The organism is Flavobacterium ardleyense (genome assembly GCF_033547075.1).
GTDB classification, from domain to species: domain Bacteria; phylum Bacteroidota; class Bacteroidia; order Flavobacteriales; family Flavobacteriaceae; genus Flavobacterium; species Flavobacterium ardleyense_A.
On the sequence record NZ_CP137891.1, the window covers coordinates 793,193 to 818,388 of the forward strand.

The following is a 25,196-nucleotide window of genomic DNA, read 5'->3' on the forward strand; positions in this document are numbered from 1 at the left end:
CAAAGGATGCCGTTCCTACCCCTGGCGCAAGCTAAATACTTCTAATTCATTTTTGTCTTTTGAAAGAAAACAGCTTGGATAATTTATAATTAGAAAATCCTATGTATAAGTGGTTCGCTACTAAATTAAAATTATACCCTAATTTTTGTGTAAATTCTTAAAATATGTAGTTGTTCGGGGTACTTGAAATAGTTAAAATGCAATTAAACTATAATTATTCCAAATATATAGTTAAATTTGGTTCCTTATAGTTTTGTTAAACTAGCTATTTATTATCAACTAAATTTTCATTTTATGAAAAAAATTACTTTATTAATTTTAATGCTTTTCCTTTCCTTTGCGGGATTCTCGCAATTCACCGAGGGATTTGAAGGCACTACCGTCCCAAATATTGCTGCCAAGCAGTGGGTTTTGGGATCTGGTACTTGGGGTGTTTTCGACAATGGAGTCGGGACCACCAAAAGTTGGGGCGTCAATAGTGGCGTAACCACACCTCCACTAGTTCATAGTGGACTTCGGGCGGCCTATATGGTCAACGACAATATCGGAATAGGAAATATGTCGCAAGACTTTTTAGCTACTCCGATGATCACAGTTCCTGCTAATGGTGAGTTGAAATTCTGGGCTCGTACATTGCAAAATGGAAACCAGGGAACTATTTATAAAATAATGGTTTCTAATACGGCTGGATCTCAGACAAACCCTGCTGCATACACTCTTATTCAGCAGTGGAATGAAGACCAACTTGTTACAGATTACAATATTTACGAAGAAAAAAGTGTAAATCTTACCGCTTTCGCTGGTCAGAATATACACATCGCTTTCGTAATGGAGTACACACAAAATGCTCCTGGACTTGGAGGCGACAGATGGCTCCTAGACGATGTTCGAATTGTTGAAAAATGTTTGGATCCAACAACTTTAGGAGCCAATACTATCACACAGACTTCAGCTAATTTAACTTGGGCAAATCCAGGAAATGCTACAAATTTTGAAATCCAAGTGCTTCCAGCAACTGGAACATTGGGGTCAACAGGAATGCCTGTTACAGGAACAACATATCCTGCAACTGCAACAACAAATCCAATTGCACCTTTAACTCCAAGTACTTTATATAAATTTTACGTAAGAGCAATTTGTGCTGGTAACGTTGCGAGTGTTTGGGTTGGACCTTTTAGTTTCTCAACTTCATCACCGGGACTTACTTGTACATCACCAATTGTAATACCATCAACTCTTCCTTATACTACAACAGATAATACTGTTGCTTATGGGGATACTACAGATGATCCGCAAGCTGCAAACTGTACTACTGTCGCTGGTAACTATATGACTGGAAATGATGTTTTCTACTCATTTACACCAACTACGACTGGAGCAATTCAAATTGAAATGTCTCCTGGTGCTACATACTCCGGAATATTCGTTTATGAAGGATGTGCAAATGTTGGTATCAACTGCGTTGCAGGTGTTGCAAATCCACAAAATACACCTAGAATAATTCCGAGTTTGCAAGTTACAGCTGGAACTACTTATATAATAGTTCTTTCTTCTAATGCTACTCCGCAAACTTTCCCATATACACTAACGATACAAGCACTGAATTGTGCTTCGCCAACTTCATTATTTGCAGTGGGCGCTACTCCAACAAGTGCTCATCTTACTTGGGGAAATCCTGGAGCGGCAACTTCTTGGGAAGTATTCGTTCAAACTGCAGGTTCTGCAATTCCAGCAGGCGCAGGTTTAACTGCTAATACTAATACAAATTTTGAAGTTTCAACTTTAACTGGTACTACTACTCCACTACAATTAGGAACATCTTACCAATATTGGGTACGTGCTAATTGTGGCGATGGTACTTTTAGTATTTGGTCTGGTCCATATGCTTTTAATTTAGCAATACCAGCAGTACTTCCTTTTACTGATGGATTTGAAGGTCCAAATACGTGGACTTTACTAAATGGTACGCAAAATAATAAATGGTTCTATGGTTCGGCGGTAAGCAATACGGGAACCAATAGTATGTATGTGTCAAATGACAATGGTTTGACTAATACATATACAAACAACACTACTTCAGTAACACATTTTTATCGTGACTTACTTATTCCTGCAAACACCAACGACCTGAATGTTCAGTTTGATTGGAGAGCAGCGGGAGAAAGTAACTATGATTACATCCGAGTGTGGGCCGTTCCTACTAACTTTACTCCAGTTCCTGGCACGCAAATCACGGCAGGTCCTGGTAGATTTCAATTAGGTGCAAACATTAATCAGAATCCAGCCTTCACAACATCAAATTACGTTGTAAACGCAACTAGTTTTGCAGGTCAAGCAATGCGTTTGGTTTTTGAATGGAGAAATGATGGTAGTGGTGGTACACAACCTCCAGGTGCTATTGATAATGTTACAGTAAACGCAATTATATGTTCAGCTCCTACAGCTTTGGTTGCTCCAGTAATTGGACAAACAAATGCTACAATTTCTTGGACAGGTATTGCAGGTACTACTTCTTATGATTACTTCGTAAGTACTACAAATACAACTCCTGCTGCAACAGCTACGCCTACAGCAACCGTTACGGGTACAACCGCACAACTTGATGGCTTGTTGCCTTCAAGCCAGTACTTTGTATGGGTTCGCTCAAATTGTGGACCTAATGGTACAAGTACATGGACTGGACCAGTATATATTACAACAGCACAAATAGCTGGAACTTTACCATATGTTGATGGTTTTGAAGGTGTAAATACTTGGTCTATTAATAATGGTACTCAAACAAACAAATGGTTCTCAGGTACTGCAGTTAGTAATTCTGGAACCCACAGTATGTATGTATCTAATGATAATGGATTAACAAACACTTATTCACTGAATCCAACATCTGTAACACATTTTTATAGAGATCTTATTGTTCCTGCTGGAACTACAGATCTAAATGTTCAATTTGATTGGAGAGCACAAGGTGAAGGTTCATCTGATTATATCAGAGTGTGGGCAGTTCCTATTTCTTATGTTCCAACAGCCGGAACTCAAGTTACTGCTGCAGCTGGACGTGTTCAATTAGGGGGAAACATTAACCAAAATTCTACTTGGTCTACTGCAACCTATGTTTTAAATGCGACTACGACATTTGCAGGTCAAACAATGCGATTAATCTTCGAGTGGAGAAATGATGGTAGTGGTGGTGCGCAACCTCCAGGAGCAATTGATAATGTAGTGGTAAATGCAATTACATGTTATGCTCCATCTGCTTTGGTAGCAACAAATGTGGGTGAGTCAACAGCAACTATCTCATGGACGGCACCTGCCTCAGGAGCAGCCTCATATGATTATTATGTGAGCACAACAAATACTGCTCCAACAGCAACACAAACTCCAACAGGAAACGTGGTTCCAACAACTACACCACTAACAGGACTTACATCATCTACAAATTATTTTGTATGGGTTCGTTCTAATTGTGGACCAGGCGGAACAAGTACTTGGGCTGGTCCAGTGCTTATTACAACATCTCAAGTAGCAGGTGTATTACCTTTTAATGATGGCTTTGAGGGAGTTAATCAATGGTCAATTTATAATGGTAATCAAGCAAACAAATGGTTCTTAGGTACTGCAGTAAGCAATACCGGAACAAAAAGTATGTATGTTAGTAGCGATAATGGTGTTACAAATTCATACCTAACAGGCTCTAATTCTGTTACACATTTTTATAGAGATCTAATTGTTCCAGTAGGAACAGGTGAGCTTAACGTACAGTTTGACTGGAGAGCGCAAGGTGAATCATCATGGGATTACATTCGCGTGTGGGCAGTGCCTACAACTTATGTACCTGTACCAGGAACTCAAGTTATAGCTGGAGCCGGAAGAATTCAACTTGGTGGAAATATCAACCAAAACTCTTCTTGGTCTACTGCAAACTACGTTTTAAATGGAGCTGGTTTCGCAGGTGGAACTATGAGATTAATTTTTGAATGGAGAAATGATAGTAGTGGTGGTACACAACCTCCAGGTGCTATTGATAATGTAGTAGTAAATGTTATTACATGTTCATCTCCTTCCGCTTTAGTTCTTAATTCAGTTGGACAAACTACAGCAGATATATCTTGGACAGCGCCTCCTGGAGGTGCCCCAGGGTCTTACGACTATTATGTTAGTAATACAGTTACAGCTCCGACGGCAGCGGCAATTCCGACAGGTAACGTTCAACCTGCAAACTTGCAATTACAGGATCTTACCCCTTCAACTACATATTTTGTTTGGGTACGTTCAAATTGTGGTGCTGACGGAACGAGTACTTGGATTGGACCAATTGCAGTTACAACTGGACAAATTCCAGCTGTGATGCCTTTTATAGAAGGATTTGAAGGAACTACCGCTTGGTCATTTAATAGTGGTACTCAAACAAATAAGTGGATTATTGGAACCGCCGCAAGTAATGGTGGGGCTAACTCTCTATATATTACAAATGACAATGGTATTTCAAATGCATACAATACGTCAGGTGCAACAACTGTAGCTCATGCTTATAGAGATATTCAAATGCCAGCAGTTATTGGAGACGTAAATGTTGAATTTGATTGGAGAGCAGTTGGAGAAGGAACTTGGGATTTCTTACGTGTGTGGGTAGTACCTACAACTTTCGTTCCGACAGTTGGAACGCAAATAACTGCTACTGCAAATCGTAAGCAACTAGGTCAATATAATAACAGTGGGCAGTGGCTGCACGTGCAGCAATTTGTAGATGCTGCTCCTTATGCAGGTCAAAGTATGCGACTTGTATTTGAGTGGAGAAATGATGGTAGTGGGGGTGCTCAACCGCCAGCAGCTATCGATAATGTTAAAGTTAATGTATTAACTTGTCCTGCGCCGATCAATTTAACGGCAGCTGGTGTATCAGGTAGTACTGCGATTACGCTTGGTTGGACTCCAGTTGGTACTGAAACTTCATGGGAAGTAATTGTACAAGTTGCTGGTACAGGTGCGCCTGTAGCGGGAACTGGAACTATTGTAAACGGTACTCCAACATTACCATTCACAGCCACTGAGGGTGTGTTTTACGAATTCTTTGTTATTGCAAATTGTAATGCAACTGAAAGTAGTTTATGGGCTGGACCACAATCGTTCTCAATTTATACTCCACCAGGATGCGCTGAGGTGCAACTTTCAGGAGTTGGTTTTGATATTATAGATTCTGAAATTATACTGTGTGCTGAAAATGATAGCCAATGTGTTAACTTAGAAGCTAATTACTTTGGAATTGGATCAACAACCTCTTATGAAGTTTCTGCAATATCCTACGAACCTCCATTCCCTTTCACCGGTGGTATCGAAATGCCGATTACCTCTGATGACGATTATACACCAAGTTTTACGCTACCTTTTAATTTCTGCTTCTTTGGTGAGTCTTACGACTTCGTAAAAGTTGGAGATAATGGAGTAATTAGCTTTGGTCAGCCATTTACAACTGATTATGGAGATTTTTGTCCTTGGACTCTGAATGGACCTATTCCTAGTACAACATTTAGTATTAAGAATGCGATTTATGGAGTATTTCAAGATATGTATACTACAAATAATCCTGGCGCCAATACTTCCATAAACTATCAAGTTTTAGGAACGTATCCTTGTCGTGCACTTGTTGTAAACTTTAATGAAGTTCCAGCATTCGGATCAGGATGTGTAGATCCAGAATATAGAACTACAACTCAAATTGTACTGTATGAAATTTCAAATGTAATTGAGATTTATGTAAAGAAAAGAACTGCTTGTAATGACTGGCAGCAAGGTAAGGGAGTTATTGGTATTCAGAATGGAGCCGGTACTATCGCTTATGTTCCATCAGGAAGAAACACTGGTAACTGGAATGCTACAAACGAAGCTTGGAGATTTGAACCAAATGGTGACTCTAATGTTGAGTTTGAATGGTTGAAAGATGGTGTTTTTTATAGTAACGATTTGAATATCGAAGTTTGTGTTACTGATACCACTCTTATGACAGCGAAAGCTACATACCAAGGTTGTGACGGTGTAGATATTGTAACTACAAGTCAAGTAACTATTGTAACAACTACTGAGATTCCTACTGCAGATCCAATTGACCTGACTTCATGCAGCGCTACTGGACCACTTGTTTTTGACTTAACTCAAAATACAGCGACTATACTTGCAGGTGCAGTCAACCCAGGTGAATTTACAATAACGTATTACTTATCTCAAGAAGATGCAGATTTGCAACAGAATCCAATTCTTAATCCTGCAACTTTTGAAGGTGTAAATGGTCAAACTATATATGTAGGTGTAAACAGTGCAGCAAATTGCTTTATTGTGAAATCTTTCCAATTGATTGAAGGTAGTAATACTGTAGCAATTGTTGACTTTACTTATACATCTCCAATTTGTTACAATGCGTCAACGCCGAATCCGTTGCCAATTAAGGCACTTAACTTTTCTGCTGGTGGAACATTTAATGCAGCAGGATTGACTATTAACGCAGCTACTGGAGAAATTGATTTATCTACAAATCCTCAAGGAACATTTGATGTAACTTATGTATTACTTCCTTCTGATTGTAATGATGGTGGATCGTTTACTTTCCCGATTACTTTAAATACAGCTCCTGTGTTGGATGCAGTGTCAAATCAAGTAATATGTGAAGGTGATTCTTATGAACTTCCAGTTTTAACAGCAGGAAATTATTTTACAGCTACTCAAGGTGTAGGTCCATTGTCTGCTGGTGATTTGATCACCACTACTCAAACGATATACGTTTTTGCAGGGGCGGGGACATGTAGTTCAGAAGTTTCATTTGAAGTTACTGTAACACCATTACCAGTTATTGCACCTATTGAAGATGTCGTTTCTTGTGGGCCTTATACATTACCAGCGATTGCAGTAGGAAACTACTATACAGCAACCGCACAAGGCGGAATATTACTTCCAGCAGGATCTATTATCTCAACAGATCAAACTATTTATGTTTCTGCAACAACTGGAACAACGCCAAGTTGTACTTCAGAAATTAGTTTTACAGTTGAAATTGTAAACGCTATCACTTTAGCTCCAATTGCTGACGTTATTGCTTGTGATTCTTACGAATTGCCAGCATTGGCAGTAGGAAACTACTATACAGCTACACAAGGTGGAGGTACAATGTTAGTTGCGGGAGATCTAATTACATCGACCCAAACGATTTTCGTATACGCTACAGGTGCAACAGCAGACTGTAACGCCGAAATTTCATTTATGGTAACGATCAATGCAACACCAGTTATTGCTCCAATTGCAGATGTGGTTTCATGTGGACCTTATACATTGCCAGTTTTAGCAGTAGGAAACTACTTTGATCAAGCAAATGGATTAGGAAATCAAATTCCAGCAGGAACAGCGATCACTACAGATCAAACAGTTTATGTTTTTGCAACTACTGGAACCACTCCAGATTGTACAGCATCAGCTAGTTTTACTGTAACAATTGTAGATGCAGTTGTTTTGGCACCGATAGACAATGTTTCAATCTGTAGTCCAGATGTTTATACATTGCCAGCACTTGCACAAGGAAACTATTACACCCAGACAAATGGTGGAGGCAGTATGCTTGCAGCGGGCGCTACGATTGCGCAGACACAAACTATTTATGTGTTTGAACCTGGAGCTACACCAGCGTGTAATTCAGAGGTAAGTTTTACAGTTACTGTAACTACAAGCCCAATGTTTGTCGTTCAAGGAAATTGTGTAGGCAACCAGTACATTTTGACTTCTACAGCAGTAGATAGCGACCTTACCGGAGCTGTATACAGTTGGACAGTTAAATCTGGTGCAGGTACTATTGTTGGAAGCGCAAGCGATGCAACAGTTACCGTAGAAGGCGCAGCCACCTACACACTTACCGTAACAGTTGGTGGATGTAGTACAGCACAAGACTTTGTTGCTGATAATACATCATGTATGATTCAGAGAGGTATCTCACCAAATGGTGATGGTCTTAATGATTACTTTGATTTAGAAGGCCAAGGCGTAAGCGAGTTGGAAATTTTCAATCGTTACGGAACCAAGGTTTACAATCAGAACAATTACAGCAACCAATGGGTTGGTCAATCTAATAAAGGCGATGAACTTCCAGACGGCGTTTACTACTATGTGATCAAACGCACAAGCGGAGAGAACAGAACAGGATGGATATACATAAACCGCTAACCAACTAAATGGAGTTAATAGAGCTTATCAAAATCCTCTCAAAGGGGAGGATTTTGATTAAGTTTTATTCCACAAAAATATAACTACGATGAAGAAACTATATTTCACGGCCTTCTTAGCGTTTTTAGCCTTTACAGATAGCTATGCGCAACAAGATCCCCATTATACACAGTATATGTATAATATGAATGTCATCAATCCAGCTTATGCAGGAAGTAAAGAAGCCTTGTCTTTTGGACTTTTATACAGAAAGCAATGGGTTGATATCGAAGATGCTCCTACTACCTTCTCTCTATCTGGAAGCATGCCAGTAGGACGCAATGTAGGACTAGGACTTTCACTTATCTCTGATGAGATAGGACCCGTAACCGAGCAAAATGCCTATGCCGATTTCTCATACACCCTAAATCTAGGAGGTGAACACCGCTTAGCATTAGGATTAAAAGCAGGAGCTACTTTTCATAAAGTAGGCTTGTTTACAGAAATTGGACAAAGCAATGTGCCCGATTTAGGCGACCCTGCTTTTTCTGAGAACACATCCAATGTGTATCCAAACGTAGGAACAGGAGTTTTCTACTACACACAGAAGTATTATGTTGCTTTCTCTGTACCAAATATGCTAAAATCAAAACACCTTGACATTAATAATGTGAATGGTAAAAAGCAATTTGGAACAGAAAGTTTGCACTACTTCCTAACGGGAGGGTACGTATTTGATCTGAGCCCAAGTGTGAAGTTTAAGCCCTTTGCGATGCTTAAGTCAGCCTTTGATGCGCCACTATCGGTGGATGTATCGACCAACTTTTTATTCAATGAGAAATTTGAAATCGGAGCCACTTACCGCATCGACGATTCTTTTGGCGCCATGGTAAACTATGCCATCAGTCCATCGCTTCGTATCGGATACGCCTACGATCACATTGTATCAGATCTAAATATTACCACACCGTCCTCGCACGAGGTAATCTTATTGTTTGATATTAATTTCTCTAAGAAAGTATCACAATCTCCAAGGTATTTCTAAACACATAAACCAGCAAAAACATGAAAAAACTATATATAGCATTGAGTTTTGTGATTAGCACCGCGGGACTTCAGGCTCAAAATACAGACACCGCCAAGGCCGACAAGCTCTACGAAAGGTATGAGTTTGTGTCCGCAGCCGAGCAATACACCAAGCTAGTAGATCAAGGCAAAGCAGACGGATACGTCTACAAACAACTTGCCGATACCTACTTCAATATGTTCAATACCGCCGAGGCAGCCAAATGGTATGCCAAAGCAGTAGAGACCGATCAAGATGCCGAGACCTACTACCGTTATGCACAAATGCTAAAAGGAAACGGACAGTACGAAGAGTCAAACAAGCAGATGCGCAAGTTTGCAGCCGCAAGCCCAAACGATCAGCGTGCCAAAACCTTTATGGAAAATCCAAATTACATTCCCAAGCTAATGGGCAAGGAGAAAATGTACGACATCACAAGTCTTTCTGTAAGCAGTGAGAAGTCGGATTTCGGACCCGTATTGAACAACAATACATTGTATTTTACATCTGCTAGAAATACTTCTAGAAAAACCTATGGTTGGAATGATGAGCCATTTTTGGACATCTATACTGCAACCTATAATACAGATGGAAGCATTAACGAAGCGACAGCCCTTACAGAGCTAAATTCACAGTACCACGACGGCCCTGTGACGCTAAGTGCCGATGGAAATACGATGTACTTTACAAGTGATAGCTTTCGCGAAAGCTCTTTTGAAAGAGACCGCAAAAACAAATTAAAGCTTGGAAAGAATAACTTGTTTAAAGCCACAAAAAATGGAGATAAATGGGGGAATGTACAATCACTTCCTTTTAACAGCAAAGAGTATTCAACCAGCAATCCAAGTTTGAGCCATGACGGAAAAACACTTTACTTCTCATCGGATATGCCGGGGAGTTTAGGTGGAGTAGATATCTGGAAAGTAGCAGTAAATGCAGATGGTAGCTACGGAACGCCAGAAAACTTAGGCAAAAGAGTGAACACTGAAGGAAATGAAAGTTTCCCGTTTATAGCACAAGACAATCAGACCTTGTACTTTGCTTCGGCAGGAAAACCAGGTTTTGGAGGTTATGATGTTTTTAAAGTAAAACTAAACGATTCATCAGAAGCAGTAAACCTTGGAAAACCAGTAAACTCTGAGAAAGATGACTTTAGCTTTAGCTATGACCAAGAGAAAAATATTGGATTCTTTGCTAGTAATAGATCGGGAATGGACAATATTTATGGTGCTAATCCATTGTGTGGTTTAGAAGTGTTGACGGTAGTTACTGATTCTAAAACAGGAAAAATTCTTTCAAATGCGAAAGTATCGATCTTGGACGACAAGAACAATGTGATTGCAACAGAGATGAGCAACTCAAAAGGAGAAGTTGGCTACAATGTAGAGTGTAATAAAACCTTTACTATCCAAGCATCAGCTACAGGATATGAGAGCAACACATTTGCCGTAGCGGCAGTAAAAACTGGAACGACTACCAAAGTAGCAGCGATGCTTAATCCAATTGCAGAAATCATCAAAGAAACACAAGTAGTACTTAACGATGTATTCTTCGAATTTGACAAGAGCAATATCACAAGAGAAGGTGCTTACGAGCTAGACAAATTAGTTGAGGCAATGAAAGCCAATCCTACGATGGTGATTATGGTAAAAGCACATACTGATAATAGAGGTAGTGATGTTTACAATATGAGATTATCTGATAGAAGAGCAAAATCTAGCGTTCAATACATCCTATCAAAAGGAATTAAGAAAGATAGAATCTCTGGAAAAGGATATGGAGAATCAGAGCCTAAAGTTAATTGTGGAGAAGGTTGTACAGAAGCCGAGCACGCAGAGAACAGACGTTCTGAGTTTATTATCGTAAAGAAATAAGCAAAAAAGGATTTAATTATTATTGATTCAAAAAAGGAAAGCCGAATACTGAGAAGTGTTCGGCTTTCTTGTTTTAGGTAGTTTATGGGTATTCTGGTTCAAACTGTACAGCCTATTCCGGTTTAAACTGAGTAGGTAATTATAGACGAGACTGAAAACCCTAATTCTAGTTCTGAGTGAAAAGTTTTCACGATATTTTTCACCCTTCATCAAAAAGATCCATTATAATACGAGAATTCATCAGTAGAAAGAACAATGGCCTTTCAAACTAGAGCCTTGGAAAATCAAGGACAACCATCACCAATTATTTTCGCTCGATTGAGACTTCCGGAATTTGTTTCAAAGAACGTCGTGTACTCAAAGGAGAAGTATTATCAGAACGCCTTGAAGTCCCCAAAGAATTAAATACTTTTGACAGGGAGTATATTCGCTAAGATTAAAATTCCATTTTTCCATATTTCGAATAGGAATTAAAGTGTGTTGGTGTTACTCTTACTATTCTCTGGTCTGAATACAAAACGAACCTTCCTCAAGGAGTTATGTACACTCAATTTTGTGCACATTATAACAAATGGAATCTAAAATAAGATGCTTACATGTCCACTACCCACAATGCGGGAGAAAAACTCTTCATCGATACGCAGATAGAAAACTCCCACATCATCGACAAGGAAACCTGCGAAATAAGGGCAGTGGAAGTTTTTGTTGCCACCCTTAGCGCGAGTCAATACACTTACCTAGAAATCTCTCTTTTATTGCAGATTTTGGATTTTATTAGCAGAGTTTAAAACTGTTTGTACTACCTAGAAGGGGTCTAGATTGCATTATTCCCGAGAATTTAAAAATTCAACAATAACCAAAATGATTATATAGAACTCCCTTGTAAACGAAAAATTTGACTGCTTTGCTTCGCATTACGACACATCAATTATGACTGCAAGAGCTTTATCCAACGATAAATCTCTGGCTGAAGGTGCCGTGACCTCACCTACACCCGCATTCATGCGGCCTTAAGAGATAGACAATTTTATAGTATTGTTGAACTGAATGTAGTTATTAAGGAACTTCTTTTTATTTACAACTAAACTCCTTTGCAAAAGAAACATTGTAGTCGTAAAGTTCAGTTTATAGAAATAGAAAATGATGCAATAATACTATTGCCTCTGGAAAAACAGGGACTTAGAGACTACAAAATCGACACTGTGAAAAAATATTCCATCCTTCTTATTCTGCTGATTACAACTATAAAAACATACCCAACGCCTATATAGGAAAGAAATTAAAGTACGTTCTTTAAACAAAGCGTTGTGAAAAACTACCACACCCCAAGCCAGAATTGTACTACTTCCACGTGGTCGCAAAGCTTTTGATGATATGACACTAAGTGAAAAAATGCCCATAATCCAAACCTGTGATAGCCGTTACAGTTTGGAATAGTAAGAATTATTGTAAATTTAACTACTCTCCAGACTCTAACCTCATCCCCAGTTCTTAACTCTTAATAAATTATCATCTTATTAACTACAAAGCCATTAATTAAACTTACCCGTACAATTAGTGCTTTATTCTCTTTTTTAACTCTACTTATTGCCAAATAAAAATCATTCACATTAGAGAAATTTGCCAACTCTTTCCCTAAAACATCAAATATTCGAATTTTATCAATCTCTGAAAAAACCGATTTTACCTCTATTTGTTCAGAGCACGCAATTAGAACAGAATCTGGGTCAATTGAGTGATTCTCATTCCCAAGAGTACCATTGGTATATCTTAATACAAAACGGTCAGTAAACTTACCTCCTTGAGAATTGAATTTATATGGATTTTCTCTTAAATTATGAATCACATTATGGTACATATCTTCTAAATAGATGTTTTGAGAAGCATCGGTAAATAATCCATCAACTGCAGCAATAGCAATAGAATAGAGTCCGACGCGAGGTACTTTAATACCTAATGGAATCTTATCATGTTGGACAAAAGGCGCTACTTTTCCTTGAATTTTCATCATATCATCCTCAATGTTGGAAAACAAATTCAGATCTTCTTTATCGTCAGTAATTGCGTCAAATAGCCGATCTCTACCATTTGTTGCACCTTCAACATAAGCTACTAAGGTTCGGACATTGCGACCGTCGTCAGCTACTATATCTAACCAAATTCGTCCCTCTCCTGCACTATTTTGGTCTGCCGCACTTTTATAAAAAACACTATTATTATAAGTGCTGCCTCTCAAGGCATTAGTAAAAGTTATATTCCCTGGATTTGTGCTACCGTGCAACATTGCCACAAAGAATCCTTGTCCGGAGGGTATATAACCATTAAAAGCGGTAGGACCATTTTGTGTGCCACTACTATTATAGGTAATATAATCAGATAGATTATAATTATAAGAGAATGTACCATAGAAGGGATTAGGAATTGTAGAATTTGGCATTGTTCCATGGGTCCATATATTTATAAATCCATCAATATTAGTATTTGCTAACAAAAAAGCCTTTGCATCAATTGCAGATGGATATGGATTACCAACAAGATTCCAGTTGTCATCATTATTAGTTCCAGGTGTCGGAGAAACACCTGTGGAATAAACGCCCCCATTCCAATCGCCCCTCTGAATAGGAATTGAAATTGTACCATTAGAAGGTGTACCTGCAAATGTAGTCGTAAACGGTGCCGGAGTTTCTGAAAATGAATTCGGACCTCGGACGATATATCCTTTCCCTGAAATCATACTCTCTATTCCTGCTGTCCAATTGCCAAAACCGTTTAGATTTGTTGGTATTGTTGGCAACCATTTGTAAATCATATTACTATAAGTTTCCGGAGAAATGCTAGCGCTGGAAAATGCTGATGCGGTAGTAACTGGAGAGGACCAGTATACGTAATCTGTTTTTCTGATATTGGCAATGCGCTCCACTTTCATTTGGCCAGTGCCCGTATTTTGGATATCATTTATCTGAAGTAAACTCGCTCCATCTTTTAATCGCAATTCGCCAGTTGATTCGATAATTACTTTATCTGTAATAATAATAGTGTTACCGGCATTTACAGTTAGTAAAGCATTGTTTTTGATCGCTAAATTTAATCCAGAGGCAGAATAATTTGTGCCTGTCACTCGTACATCATCATCCAATATGATTATACAATTTGTAGCAGTAGGCACCCCTGCAGGCTTCCAATTTGTAGCAGCGTTCCAATCATTTGGTGAAGTTCCAGCAGAGAATGATTTTGTATTATTTACAATATTGATACCTGTGGCGCATGCATCTGAACCCGTATAAACAGCTATGTTAAGTAGTGCATTTTCTAATTGTGACAAGCTTGGTTTAATATAGATGGAAGTCGTTGGAGTTCCCATATATGGAATTGTCGCCGCAGCATCCATAAAGGCATTAGCTGCTGTAGTATCAAAATTAAATTCGGATATTGTTTTTTTACCATAAAACTCAATATTATCGATAGCAACACCTTCACACGATGTTCCATAATAAATTATTCTAAATCTCGCGTTTTCTTCACCCGTTAGAAATGACAATTCAATCGTTTTTGAGTTAAATTTGCTAGCTTTCCCCTCATCATCTGTGATTTTTAACTGCTCTGCAGTCAACCAAGTAACGCCTCCATCTCTAGACCCTTCAATAGCTACAAAATCCTGTGAGGTATTGGTTCCATTGGCATAATATCTTGAATAATACATATCAAACTTCAAGTGTAAAGTTGCAAAAGAGCGAGTATCAATAATTGGAGACCGCAAAGCATTGTGCACTGTAGTAGTTGAGCCAACATCTGAAGTGGCAGTGACAAATTTATTCGCTCCAGATCCCGAAGAAATCGACGGACGCCACAAAGGGAGTGTTGAAATAAAGGTGCTACTTCTATTCTGCCATGAGCTAGTACTATTAATAGTAGGAGTATTATTAATGATATTCTCATTAGTAAATAAACCTAGACCACCACTTTCAAAATCTTCATTTATCAAATAAACAAATTCTTTACTACCTGCTGCTGACAATTGCACAATTTCGGTATCACCACAAATTTTTGGTGCAGCTGGTGTGAATGTCACTATAGGTGCTTTACTCATCTTAGCAGTTACTAATGTTCGCATCTGGGTTTCGCACGTACCGTTCCATGCGGCTACATAATAGTTGGTTGTAGTAGAAATTACAGGAGTTGTAAAAGTGGTCGAAAATCCCGCTCCAACAGTAGATGTGCCAATTGACGTTCCTCCCGTTTGTGCAGTATACCATCTAAACTGCGTAACGCCAGCTGTAGCCGTTGCGCCCAATGTAACAGTACTAGAATCACAGCCCAAGCCATTGGTGACAGATATCACTAGAGAGTTGCATTTTGCAACTACTGTAAATAGATAATCTTCTGTTTCCCCTGCTTGACTAGTTAATAATTGACATGACGTATATGGAAAAGTGCCTGTAGATGTATTTGAGCGTATTCTAATTTTATAATCTCCTAGTGTTTGCCCTATTGGAATTAAGAAATTGAATGAAGCTGCACTTCTTGAGTTGCCATTTGTACTATAAACTTTTTCCGTTTCTACAAAATTTCCGTCCTTGTCCCAATCTACCCACGCTACAATATTAGAGGCTGTATTATTTTGCACAGAGACATTAATATACTCTCCAGGAACTTGTATAGGTCTATCCGGTAAACTTGTCCAATCTTGATACCCAAGTGGACTGTTAGAAAAAGTTGATGTTTTGAAAGTATCATTTAAAGTACCTGAAAAATCTACTCTAGTTGTATAAATTGAATTTTGATAGCCACTACTTACAGATGGCACACAACTTCCCGTGATAGCAGAACCTGTTAATGGAGATGTATTTTGATAATTTGGTCCTCCAGTGCAAAAGTTATTCATTGAATAAACGAAAAAGTAATAAGTAGTCAAAGAATTTAGCGAATTTGCCGAAAAGCTAGTGTTTGAATCGTTATCAACAACTGTATACCCTGCACCTATTGAACTTCCTATAGGGTACGTAGTACCGTTTACCAATGTTGGAGGAGTTGCATTTGTACCAACGACCACTAAATAGCTATTGGGAGCAGGAGTTGCGGCGATAAAACTCCCATTTATTACAGCGCCAGATACGGTTAAAGATAATGCAGTTGGTTGTGCTGCTGGAGTTGTGCAAGGCCCTAAAGATAAAACCTGTAAAGTATAATCTTCCACCTCACCATAAGGTCCTGTCGCAGACAACGCACAAGGATTCATAGGTGCAATTGAATAATAATCCGCCAATACTCTCATTCGATAATTTCCAGGCACTACTGCCATTGGAATAGAAAAACTCGATGAATAATTAGTATTGTAACTACTAGATACGTAGACCTGCTCTCCACTATCTAGGAAATCACCATCATTATTCCAATCGATCCAAATAGAGAAACCAAAGGTATAAGTTGAGTTTAATCCAAACGATGTAGTAAAGTTTATCGAAGAGCCTGCATATTGACTTACGGATTGAGAAGTGTAATTTCCATATCCATTTGGTGATTGTGACGTATTTAAGTTGGTTATATTCCCAATACCACCCGTTGTTGCAAAATTTTTAATATAATACTCGCTACTCGTTGAGAAAGTTGAACAATAGGAACTTGTAAAGGTTCCTGTTGATGAATTAGCAAATGCACCAGATGATGTACAAGTAACCGTCAAACGCCAAGTCCTAACGATGCCAAATGCTGGAGCGATCATACCTGTTAGATTACTGTAAGACGGAGTACTTCCACCTTGATTTGTCCAAGTCCCGCCGCCATTGTCGCTATATTGCCACTGATAAGTCAGTCCGCTTGCACCTGTAAAACCGGAGGCAGTTACTGCATAACTAGAACCAGGCTGACCTGAGACCGGATTGACCGTTACCGCACCTGCCGTTGGCGTACCTGTACAAGGAGTAAGAGCTAATACTGTTATAGTATAATCCTCATACTCACTATATCCATTTCCGGAACAGGAAGTAATAGAAGTAGCAGACCAACTATTTGCAATACGCATTCTATAAGAACCCGCCGGTTGAGATGCAGCAATTGTATATGCTCCAGAATAACTATTTGTAAAAGTGGATGTGGAAAAAATAGCTTCACCTGCATCAGCAAAGTCTCCATCGTTATTCCAGTCTACCCACCCAGAAAAATAATGCTGACCACTATTTGTACTGATAGATAAATTTAGGGATGATCCCGCATATTGACTAGCACTAATCGCAGCATAATTCCCATAGATATTACTATTTCCACTGCTATTATTTATATCAGTAGCACCTCCGGTGGTTTTAAAATTTGTAATATAATATGCCGTAGTACCACTTGGCACACAATAACTAGATGTAAATTTTCCTGTTGATGAAGTAGCAGTTAACCCACTAGCGGAACAAGTCACTAAAAGACGCCAAGTCCTAACAATACCAAATGCCGGAGCTGTCATCCCGGTTAAACTGCTATAGGAAGGCGTTGCCGCACCCTGATTTGTCCAAGTCCCGCCGCCATTGTCGCTGTATTGCCACTGAAAAGTCAATCCACTAGCTGGGGTAAAACCTGAAGCACCTACAGAATAAACAGAGCCAGGCGAACCTAATGTGGGATTTACAGTTACTGATCCAGCTATTGGCGTACCTGTACAAGGCGTTAGTGTACTAATAATTACAGTATAATCTTCCACTTGTCCGTAGCCAGACAAACCACAAGGAGTACTATTTGGATTATTATAAGTATCATGAAGCCGCACTCTCATTCTAGTTGCACCTAAAAGTGCAGAGGCGGGAATAGTTAGACTGCCCGCCCACGGCGAAAATTGAGTTGAGCTCACAAACACCTGCTCGCCTCCATCAGTAAAACTTCCATTCTGATTAAAGTCAATCCACACTAAGACCTGATCTACTGCATAAGAAGTATTGCCTGAAGCAGAAAACGCATATTGCTGCCCCTGAAATAAGGTTGTTGACACCGAAGTAAAGTCTTCATAACCTGCAGTAGAGGTCGAATTATTATTAATTCCTCCAATTGTTACATTGTGTATCTTCTCAAAGGATGTATTCGTCGCACCTGCTGTACAATAGAGTGAAGCTGCAGTGGTTTTAAAAGAATTTACTGTACAGCCAGCAGCCGAACCAATACTATTTTTAGGAACGATTTGCCAATAGTAAGTTGTGTTAGCAGCCAAAGTTCCAGGATTGTAGGAAATGCCAGTTTGATTTCCAATAAGTGGTGGATTCGCATTGGTTCCAAAGTAAACATTATAACTAGTAGGAACTCCACCTCCACTTGCCCACGTTAAAGTTGGAGAAGTTACTACATTAGTAGCCGAATTTACTGGAATAAAAGAGGTTGCACAATTTGGTACTGCTGGAACATCAGGTGACCAAGTATAAGTTAATCCAGAAGTGGGTCCGGTATTTAATGTAAAAGTACAAATGCTATTAGTCCCTATACCCGTCGTGATTTTAACTGGTGAATTCCAACTCCCTGCAGACGCAACGGTTAGAGCACTATAGTTGCCAACGGCACTCTTTATCCCAACTTGCGGTTGATGCGAAGTTGAACTTCCATAAGGAGGCGTTCCGTCATATACAAATTTAATTACTCCTGTTGACCTATTCATTCTAACTTGAAAATTTATATTTTCAGTAATACCATATCTCTGAAAATTGGTCCATTGCACAATAATATCATTGCCAATTATTTCATATCGAATTTCGCCAGTGCTCGTAGTATTACTGTTTAAGTCGGCGCTGAAAGGCGCTAAAAAAACATTTCCTCCGGTAGTAGCAGACAGCACATCATACGTATTGTGAGAAGGTGTCGAACCTCCTAAAGCTAATTGTCCATTTGAAGTAACGGACATTTGAGTATACGCAGTTCCCGCAAATGTAAAGGAAGGAATTGTTAAAACACTTGAAGCATAGGTATCAATCGAAGGAACATTATTAACTGATGTAACGACAACTATTCCTCCTGTGATAGGAGTATATGTTCCATTGCTTTGCGCGAAAATATAGGTATTAGCTTGAGCATTTATTTCTTGACTAAGAAAAAGCATTAGAAAAAGAGTTACTACTACGCTTATTCTCTTCAGCCTTGAGGTGACTTGATACGGTAATTTTTCACAGCAGTTGCGCATTAACACAATCTTAGCGCAAATGCCTGCGAACTGACAATAGTTTAAAGTAATGTAATTTTTAGCCATGAGGATATAACAAATTAAGTAAAAAGCTATACGAAAGTATGTTATTTTAATTAAAAAAAGTATATTACATAGTTAATATTCAATCTTTTTAAGCAATCGACTTTTGATTATCAAGTATTAGCAATTAGATGAACAGGGTTTTGTTATTAAGTATGGGGTTTGAAGTAGAGGGCTAGCGAAGTAAACTTTAACGGTAGTTAGTGGTTTTTCTGCTCGCAGTCGCTGCAGTTACCTCTAAAGTTAGGAGAGGGATGTATCAGTTTTTACACCGAAAAATTAGGGATTGATAAATGCGTTCGAATGGAACGCCCAAATAAAAATGCTTCGAAATCCTTGGAACATCGGAAATCTCATATTCTTTTATTTTTAGTTTCTATTTTATAATTCTCTACTCACTATGAATTATTCGAAATAAGGCATTGCCTCTGGAAAAATATGAGCTTAGCGATTACAAAATCGCCACGGTACAGAAGATTTATCATCCCTACAATTCTGCTGACAAAAGTTATTATAGCGTAATCAACGCCATTATAGGAAAAAAATTGAAGTTGGTTCTTATCCAGCGTATAGTGGAAATCTACCACAATCAAGCCCGAATCGTACAATATCCACGCAGACGCAAGGCTATTAATTATGCACATAGATGAGCTATATGCCTGTAAACTACACCCAAATTACTGTTAGGAATTCGGAATGCTTTATTACATGGGCACAAAAAGCAGGTAATTATACGAAGCAGTATATTGAGAAGATATTAGATAAAAAGCAGTATTCTGAACAGAGCTACAGTAATTGCATGGAAATAGTGGATAGGCCGACCTATTTCCTGCTCCTTAAAAGCAGGAAATAGGGCACACCCAAAAGAAAAATTATGAAATATGTACTTACTGTTGTTCAGAACATTTAGGAAGCCTCATAAATAAACTCATTTATCCATAAAATTTTGGAAGCTAAAACTTTCGACAAAGAAAATGTTGTCAAAAAAAAACGGGATCTAATGTCCCGTTTTTTATAAAGTTCTAGTTGATTACAATATCATCAATCTGCATATTGGTTGTGACTTTTGGTGCTATTCCTGAGCCATTATATTCAAAAACAAAGAATCCGTTGCCTGTAACATTTGCCGGAATTTGGTAAACTCCACTAGGTGTAAATGCAGATTGATCGGCACTAATTGCAAAATTGGATGTAATATCAACCAAGGTAGCATTATTTACGTCTGAGCCTGCAGTATAATTAGTTGTATAATATACTTTTAAAGTTTGGCCAGAGTAAAATAATGCAAGTGTTTTGAACGAGAAGGTACTTGCTGCAGTCATATCTACCGGTACGTAAAACATTGTTTTGTTAACTTCTGGTGTTCCGCCAAAGGAGGACATCTCAATAAATTGATTGCCGCCAAAACTTTTTACTTTCCATAATCTAGATCCTACTACAGGATCATTGATATAAGCTGGAAAAACGGTGGTATTAACGCTGATTCCTTCAAAATTCTCATTTAACGAACCTAGAAACTGAATGGAATTACCCACAACGGCTGGGTACACATCTACTCTTGGAAGAGTAAGTTTTACATCGCTTTCTACGCGAATTAGAAACTGAAAATCATTTGCATATCTAGTCATGACACCTCGAATGCGACCGCTTTCTTTTGGTACTCGGTGAGTCGAAAAAGGAGCATAGCTGCTAACTCTAAAAAAACGCGCCGTTCCGCCAGTAATATCTGTGATGAGATGGTTGGTAGCGCCACCACCAGAATCTACATCAAAATACGTACGACCTACTGAACTGTCTGCAAACTCGACATTCTCTATTTCTACAAGTGTATTTAAGTTTGCATTTGTGGCAGCTTCCGCTAATGAAACGGTGCGTACTAAATTATCTTCGGCAACTTGTACCGCTGATGGGAATAGGTAATTCTGCCATTCATTTTCTGAAATTCTACCCACTTTTGGAGCATCATTTGGCGTTGGTTGATATAATGAACCTATCTGCATAGATCCATCGACAATAGCTCTGTAAAGTCCACCTAGTTTTATGTACACTTTGCGCCCTGGAGTGAATCCTTTTGTAAAAGATTTTAAATTTACAGGAACACTAAAGCCTATGGGCTGACTGCCGTCATTTGGAATTGTTTGAAAAGAAATCGAATTATAAAAATTGCTTTTCTCATCACTAGACGTTACGTAAGCTTCGATGATATCGTTGGCCGCAGGGTCAAAAGCAGTGATGTTCCCAGTTGAAGAGGCAAGGATTTCTGCCACAGTTTTGGTCGCAGTAAGCTCGTAAGTAGGAATGGATTTGTTGGGATTGTCAAAATCCTCTTTCACGCAGGAAGTAGAAACCGCCGCCGCAAAAATAAGTATGAATATAGGTTTGAAAATTGATTTCATCTGTTGTGTTTTTTAGTAAATAATTCGAATATTGTCTACTTGATAGGTACCATCGATTGCATTGTCTTTACCACCTTTTACTTTAAATCCTAAACGAATTTTTCCAGTAAATGAAGAAAGATCAACCTCTCCCGACTTGATAAATTCAAAGTATGGACTTGTCGTTGTAGGCAAAGTAGGGTTTAAAGGCACCCAAGTTGCATTTGCAACATTAGTACCGTCAAAGTCGTTTGATACTAATACTTGTAAGGAGTTGGCTGCTGAAGAGACAAAGCTTTGAGCTGCACGAAATAACAATTTCTCGTTTTCGTGCTGATCCATGTCAATTTCTGGAGAAATTAGCCATCCAATATTTGTTACATCTTGCGACTGATAAGAGGTGAATTCCGCATAGGCATTCCCCTGATATATTTGAGTTTTCCATCTTAGGGCTCCTACCTCGGCAATATTTATCCAACCTGGAGTAATTAGCAACTGATTATCGACAGCATTTTCTGAAAAATCTTCCGAGAAGATTACATCTCGGTATTGGTGAATTTCAAAGTCGTCATCATTGGTGCAACTTGTAAATGCTGTTGCAACAATTGCTGAGAAAAGTATTGATTTGATTGTGTTTATTTTCATCATTCTACTGCGATTTAAAAGTTAACATAAAGGTTTACAAAGTACGTGCGTCCGTAGCCGTAGAAATATTTACTTCCAAAAGCGGGAGTACCACTTGAAACATCTTGATTAAGTTGTCTGTAATTTCCATTTCGCGCTTGTTCAAATCCACCTGTCTTGTAGGTAACATCAAAGACGTTATTTACACTTGCAAAGATTCCGATAGTCTTACCAGAAATTCTCCAAGATTTTCCACCAACAAGATTAAACAATGTAAAGTCGTCAAACTTCTCTTGTTTTAATAATTCTCTAGCACGTTCTGGAGTAATTTCTGCAAATGGCAATCCAAATGGATCTTCAGGATTGTTAAAGAAATTAGCCGTACGAGCAATTGGAGCAACATCAATATAGTTTGCACCCAAGTAATTTACGTTGGCACCAATCCACCAAAATTTAGGATCACGGTATTCAATTCCCAAAGATGCTGCTTGTTGCGGCATTCCGGCTTGTTTGTATCCTTTTAAGGTAGCCTCACCATAATTTTTGAGAGGGTAAATATTTTCTGAAGTAGCTAGTGCGTCAATATTAATAGATACATTAGGGTTGTTGTCATAAGTATATTCTCCATAAGCTGCTGTCGCAATCAATTTTATGGTCGAAGTAATTTGGTATTCAAGTCCAAGTTCAGCTCCAATATTTCTCTTATTAAGTCCAGTTACTGTTTCTGCAACAAATGAATTAGTCTCATTGAAAGCCGTATTTGGATCATCCTCTCCACCAATTCCGTCTGAGAAAAAGAATGATGTTTCAGATGCATTCTGAATTTTCGAGAAGTAGGCGGTAACTCTCGCCTTAAGTTTTGGCATTTTTAAAATATAACTCGCATCGGCACTTGAAACAAGTTCATTGTCAAGTTTGCTAATTATATTATTATTGATACGTGCATTTGTAAAAGTGTTTTTAAGCGAAGGAGCTTTGCTCATATAAAGTCCATTGAAATCTAATATATGCTGACCTGTGATCTTGTACGATAATCCACCTTTAAATCCGAAGTTTTCAAATACTACACTTCTGCTTTTTCCGAAAGAGTTTTTAGGATAATAGCCGTTTTTGTAATGTCCCTCACGTTGATACTCTGAGCGTGTAAAATTCTGCGCTAGATAAAAATCAACCTTATCGTAACTGAATTTAAACTGTGTGAAAGCATCAACAACCGATGCAGTAAGATTGTAGTTGTAGCCATAAATGTCACCTTCGCCAACAATACGTCCTGGATTGTTTAGATCTGATTGTTGTTGATTGTAAGACTGTCCAAAAGTGTCCTCGTCAACAAAATAGCTTCCACCTAATAGATCTGTAAGACTTTGATAGTTATGAGAATCTAATAGTTTGACACTTGCTCCTACATTTAAAACGATATTATCAGAAAGCTTTGTATTCAAAATACTGCTCGCCGTAATCATATCATCATCTGTGCGATCTTCATAAAGAACAATATTACTCATTCCCGCTTCTAATTTGTTTGGGTTTGAGTTGTTGAAGTAAATTTCGTCCCAATTAATTTGTCTATTGCTCAGGAATCTTGCTATCGAGGCTTGGTATTGATTTTCAGGACTATTACCCTCAAATACGTTTAGGTTGCTATATCTAGAAGTATAATAACTAGGCATATATTTATAATAACTTGGGTCTGGACTATCAACTCCCGTATAATCCAACCTACTATTGGCAATACGACCAGTCTGGAAAGCCACACTCGTATTTAAATTTGTAATGTCATTAATTTTCCAATAATGCGTTAGCATAACAATAGGCTCTTCGACATCCTTCTCTCTAGAGTTTCTTTTCTCACCATCTTGATACCCCCAATAAGAATTGTACTCTTTTCCAGCAATGGCAGTTGCTTCGGCTGTATTTGGAGAATTTTTACCGCGACTATTCTGAGCATAAATAGCGGTAAGATTTAGAGAGTGATTCTCATTAATTCTTTTTTCGACACTTGCAAAAAACGAATTAGCGCTATAGGTTGTTCCTTCATAAATCCCTTCAAGCGCCCATCGACGACCGGCAGAAACTACATAAGCCCAACCTTTTGAATTCATTCCCGACGCATGAGTAGCCATTGTACGCCAGTTGTAATTGGTATTTGTTCCAGAAAATGTGATTCTCGTTCCCGGTCTGTAGATTGATGCACGAGTATTAATAACCTGAGTACCTAATATTCCACCAAAGGTATTATCGGCAGGAGCAGATCCCATGGTAAATTCTTGATTACGAGTAGCGTCATTCAACCCTCCCCAGTTACTCCATTGTGGTCTTCCGTCATAAATCTTGTTCATCGTAATACCATTGATCATCGTACTACCGTATTCGTTATCAAGACCTCGAATTCTAAAACGTGCCTGACCCCAATTAAAAGCTGCTGATTGCTGAAAAGCATCTCTCGAAGCTTGTAACAATCCTGCGGTACTTTCTGAGCCACTATTATCATCGCCCAAATCATTTTCGGTAATGGTAATAAGCGAAGCTTGTTGCTCTGAGCTAATGTCAAATTCTAATAGAATCGTTCCCAAATCAATGCTTTCCCCCTCGGCAAGATCTACCGATAAAAGTTGTTCCTTATAACCACTTGTTCTTATCTGCACAAGATAGGAACCCGCCGGAAGTGCGGTAAATCTAAAAACACCATCAGAATCAGTGACCTGCGTAAAACTGCTGTTCTGAATATTGATCACAGCATTTAAAAGTGGCTTTTCCGTTTTGGCATCAATTACTTTTCCGCTAAGACTGCTCGTGCCTTGTGCAAAAACCCACACAACATTTAGCAGAAATAAAATACTAATAGCTAGTTTCTTCATAAATAATTCTTAAAGTGAAAC

Annotated in this window: 7 protein-coding genes; 3 read left to right on the forward strand and 4 right to left on the reverse strand. The window is 38.6% G+C overall.

The annotated features are described in order from the left end of the window. Window positions 1–294: 294 nt before the first annotated feature. The 3 genes from SBO79_RS03520 (at window position 295) to SBO79_RS03530 (ending at window position 11,115) form a co-directional block, all read left to right on the forward strand. Entirely contained in the window at window positions 295–8,196 is a 7,902-nt protein-coding gene (locus SBO79_RS03520; RefSeq protein ID WP_318641835.1) for a fibronectin type III domain-containing protein, read from the forward strand. An 88-nt stretch (window positions 8,197–8,284) separates the two neighbouring features. Continuing rightward, window positions 8,285–9,220, forward strand: coding sequence for a PorP/SprF family type IX secretion system membrane protein (locus tag SBO79_RS03525; protein ID WP_318641489.1), 936 nt, complete (start codon window positions 8,285–8,287; stop codon window positions 9,218–9,220). Window positions 9,221–9,240: 20 nt separating this feature from the next. Then, window positions 9,241–11,115 (forward strand): OmpA family protein, encoded by a 1,875-nt coding sequence (locus tag SBO79_RS03530; protein WP_318641487.1) that lies wholly within the window; start codon window positions 9,241–9,243, stop codon window positions 11,113–11,115. Window positions 11,116–12,613: 1,498 nt separating this feature from the next. Here SBO79_RS03530 and SBO79_RS03535 read toward each other — a convergent pair. From SBO79_RS03535 to SBO79_RS03550, 4 genes are all read right to left on the reverse strand, one after another. Further along, complete coding sequence (locus SBO79_RS03535) at window positions 12,614–19,174, reverse strand: RemA C-terminal-like gliding motility protein (protein ID WP_318641836.1); 6,561 nt, start codon at window positions 19,172–19,174, stop codon at window positions 12,614–12,616. Between the two features lie 1,166 nt (window positions 19,175–20,340). Then, window positions 20,341–21,714, reverse strand: a complete 1,374-nt coding sequence (locus tag SBO79_RS03540) for a DUF5689 domain-containing protein (protein WP_318641837.1) — start codon at window positions 21,712–21,714, stop codon at window positions 20,341–20,343. Window positions 21,715–21,726: 12 nt separating this feature from the next. Continuing rightward, window positions 21,727–22,341: a choice-of-anchor J domain-containing protein gene (locus SBO79_RS03545; protein WP_318641838.1), complete on the reverse strand. Its 615-nt coding sequence runs from the start codon at window positions 22,339–22,341 to the stop codon at window positions 21,727–21,729. 11 nt (window positions 22,342–22,352) lie between these two features. After that, entirely contained in the window at window positions 22,353–25,175 is a 2,823-nt protein-coding gene (locus tag SBO79_RS03550; protein ID WP_318641839.1) for a carboxypeptidase-like regulatory domain-containing protein, read from the reverse strand. Between the last annotated feature and the right edge of the window lie 21 nt (window positions 25,176–25,196).

What these genes read in the sequence shown, in the direction of transcription:
- SBO79_RS03520 (WP_318641835.1), top strand. Translation starts at nt 295, where the DNA reads ATGAAAAAAATTACTTTATTAATTTTAATGCTTTTCCTTTCCTTTGCG.
- SBO79_RS03525 (WP_318641489.1), top strand. Translation starts at nt 8,285, where the DNA reads ATGAAGAAACTATATTTCACGGCCTTCTTAGCGTTTTTAGCCTTTACA.
- SBO79_RS03530 (WP_318641487.1), top strand. Translation starts at nt 9,241, where the DNA reads ATGAAAAAACTATATATAGCATTGAGTTTTGTGATTAGCACCGCGGGA.
- SBO79_RS03535 (WP_318641836.1), bottom strand. Translation starts at nt 19,174, where the DNA reads ATGCTTTTTCTTAGTCAAGAAATAAATGCTCAAGCTAATACCTATATT.
- SBO79_RS03540 (WP_318641837.1), bottom strand. Translation starts at nt 21,714, where the DNA reads ATGAAATCAATTTTCAAACCTATATTCATACTTATTTTTGCGGCGGCG.
- SBO79_RS03545 (WP_318641838.1), bottom strand. Translation starts at nt 22,341, where the DNA reads ATGATGAAAATAAACACAATCAAATCAATACTTTTCTCAGCAATTGTT.
- SBO79_RS03550 (WP_318641839.1), bottom strand. Translation starts at nt 25,175, where the DNA reads ATGAAGAAACTAGCTATTAGTATTTTATTTCTGCTAAATGTTGTGTGG.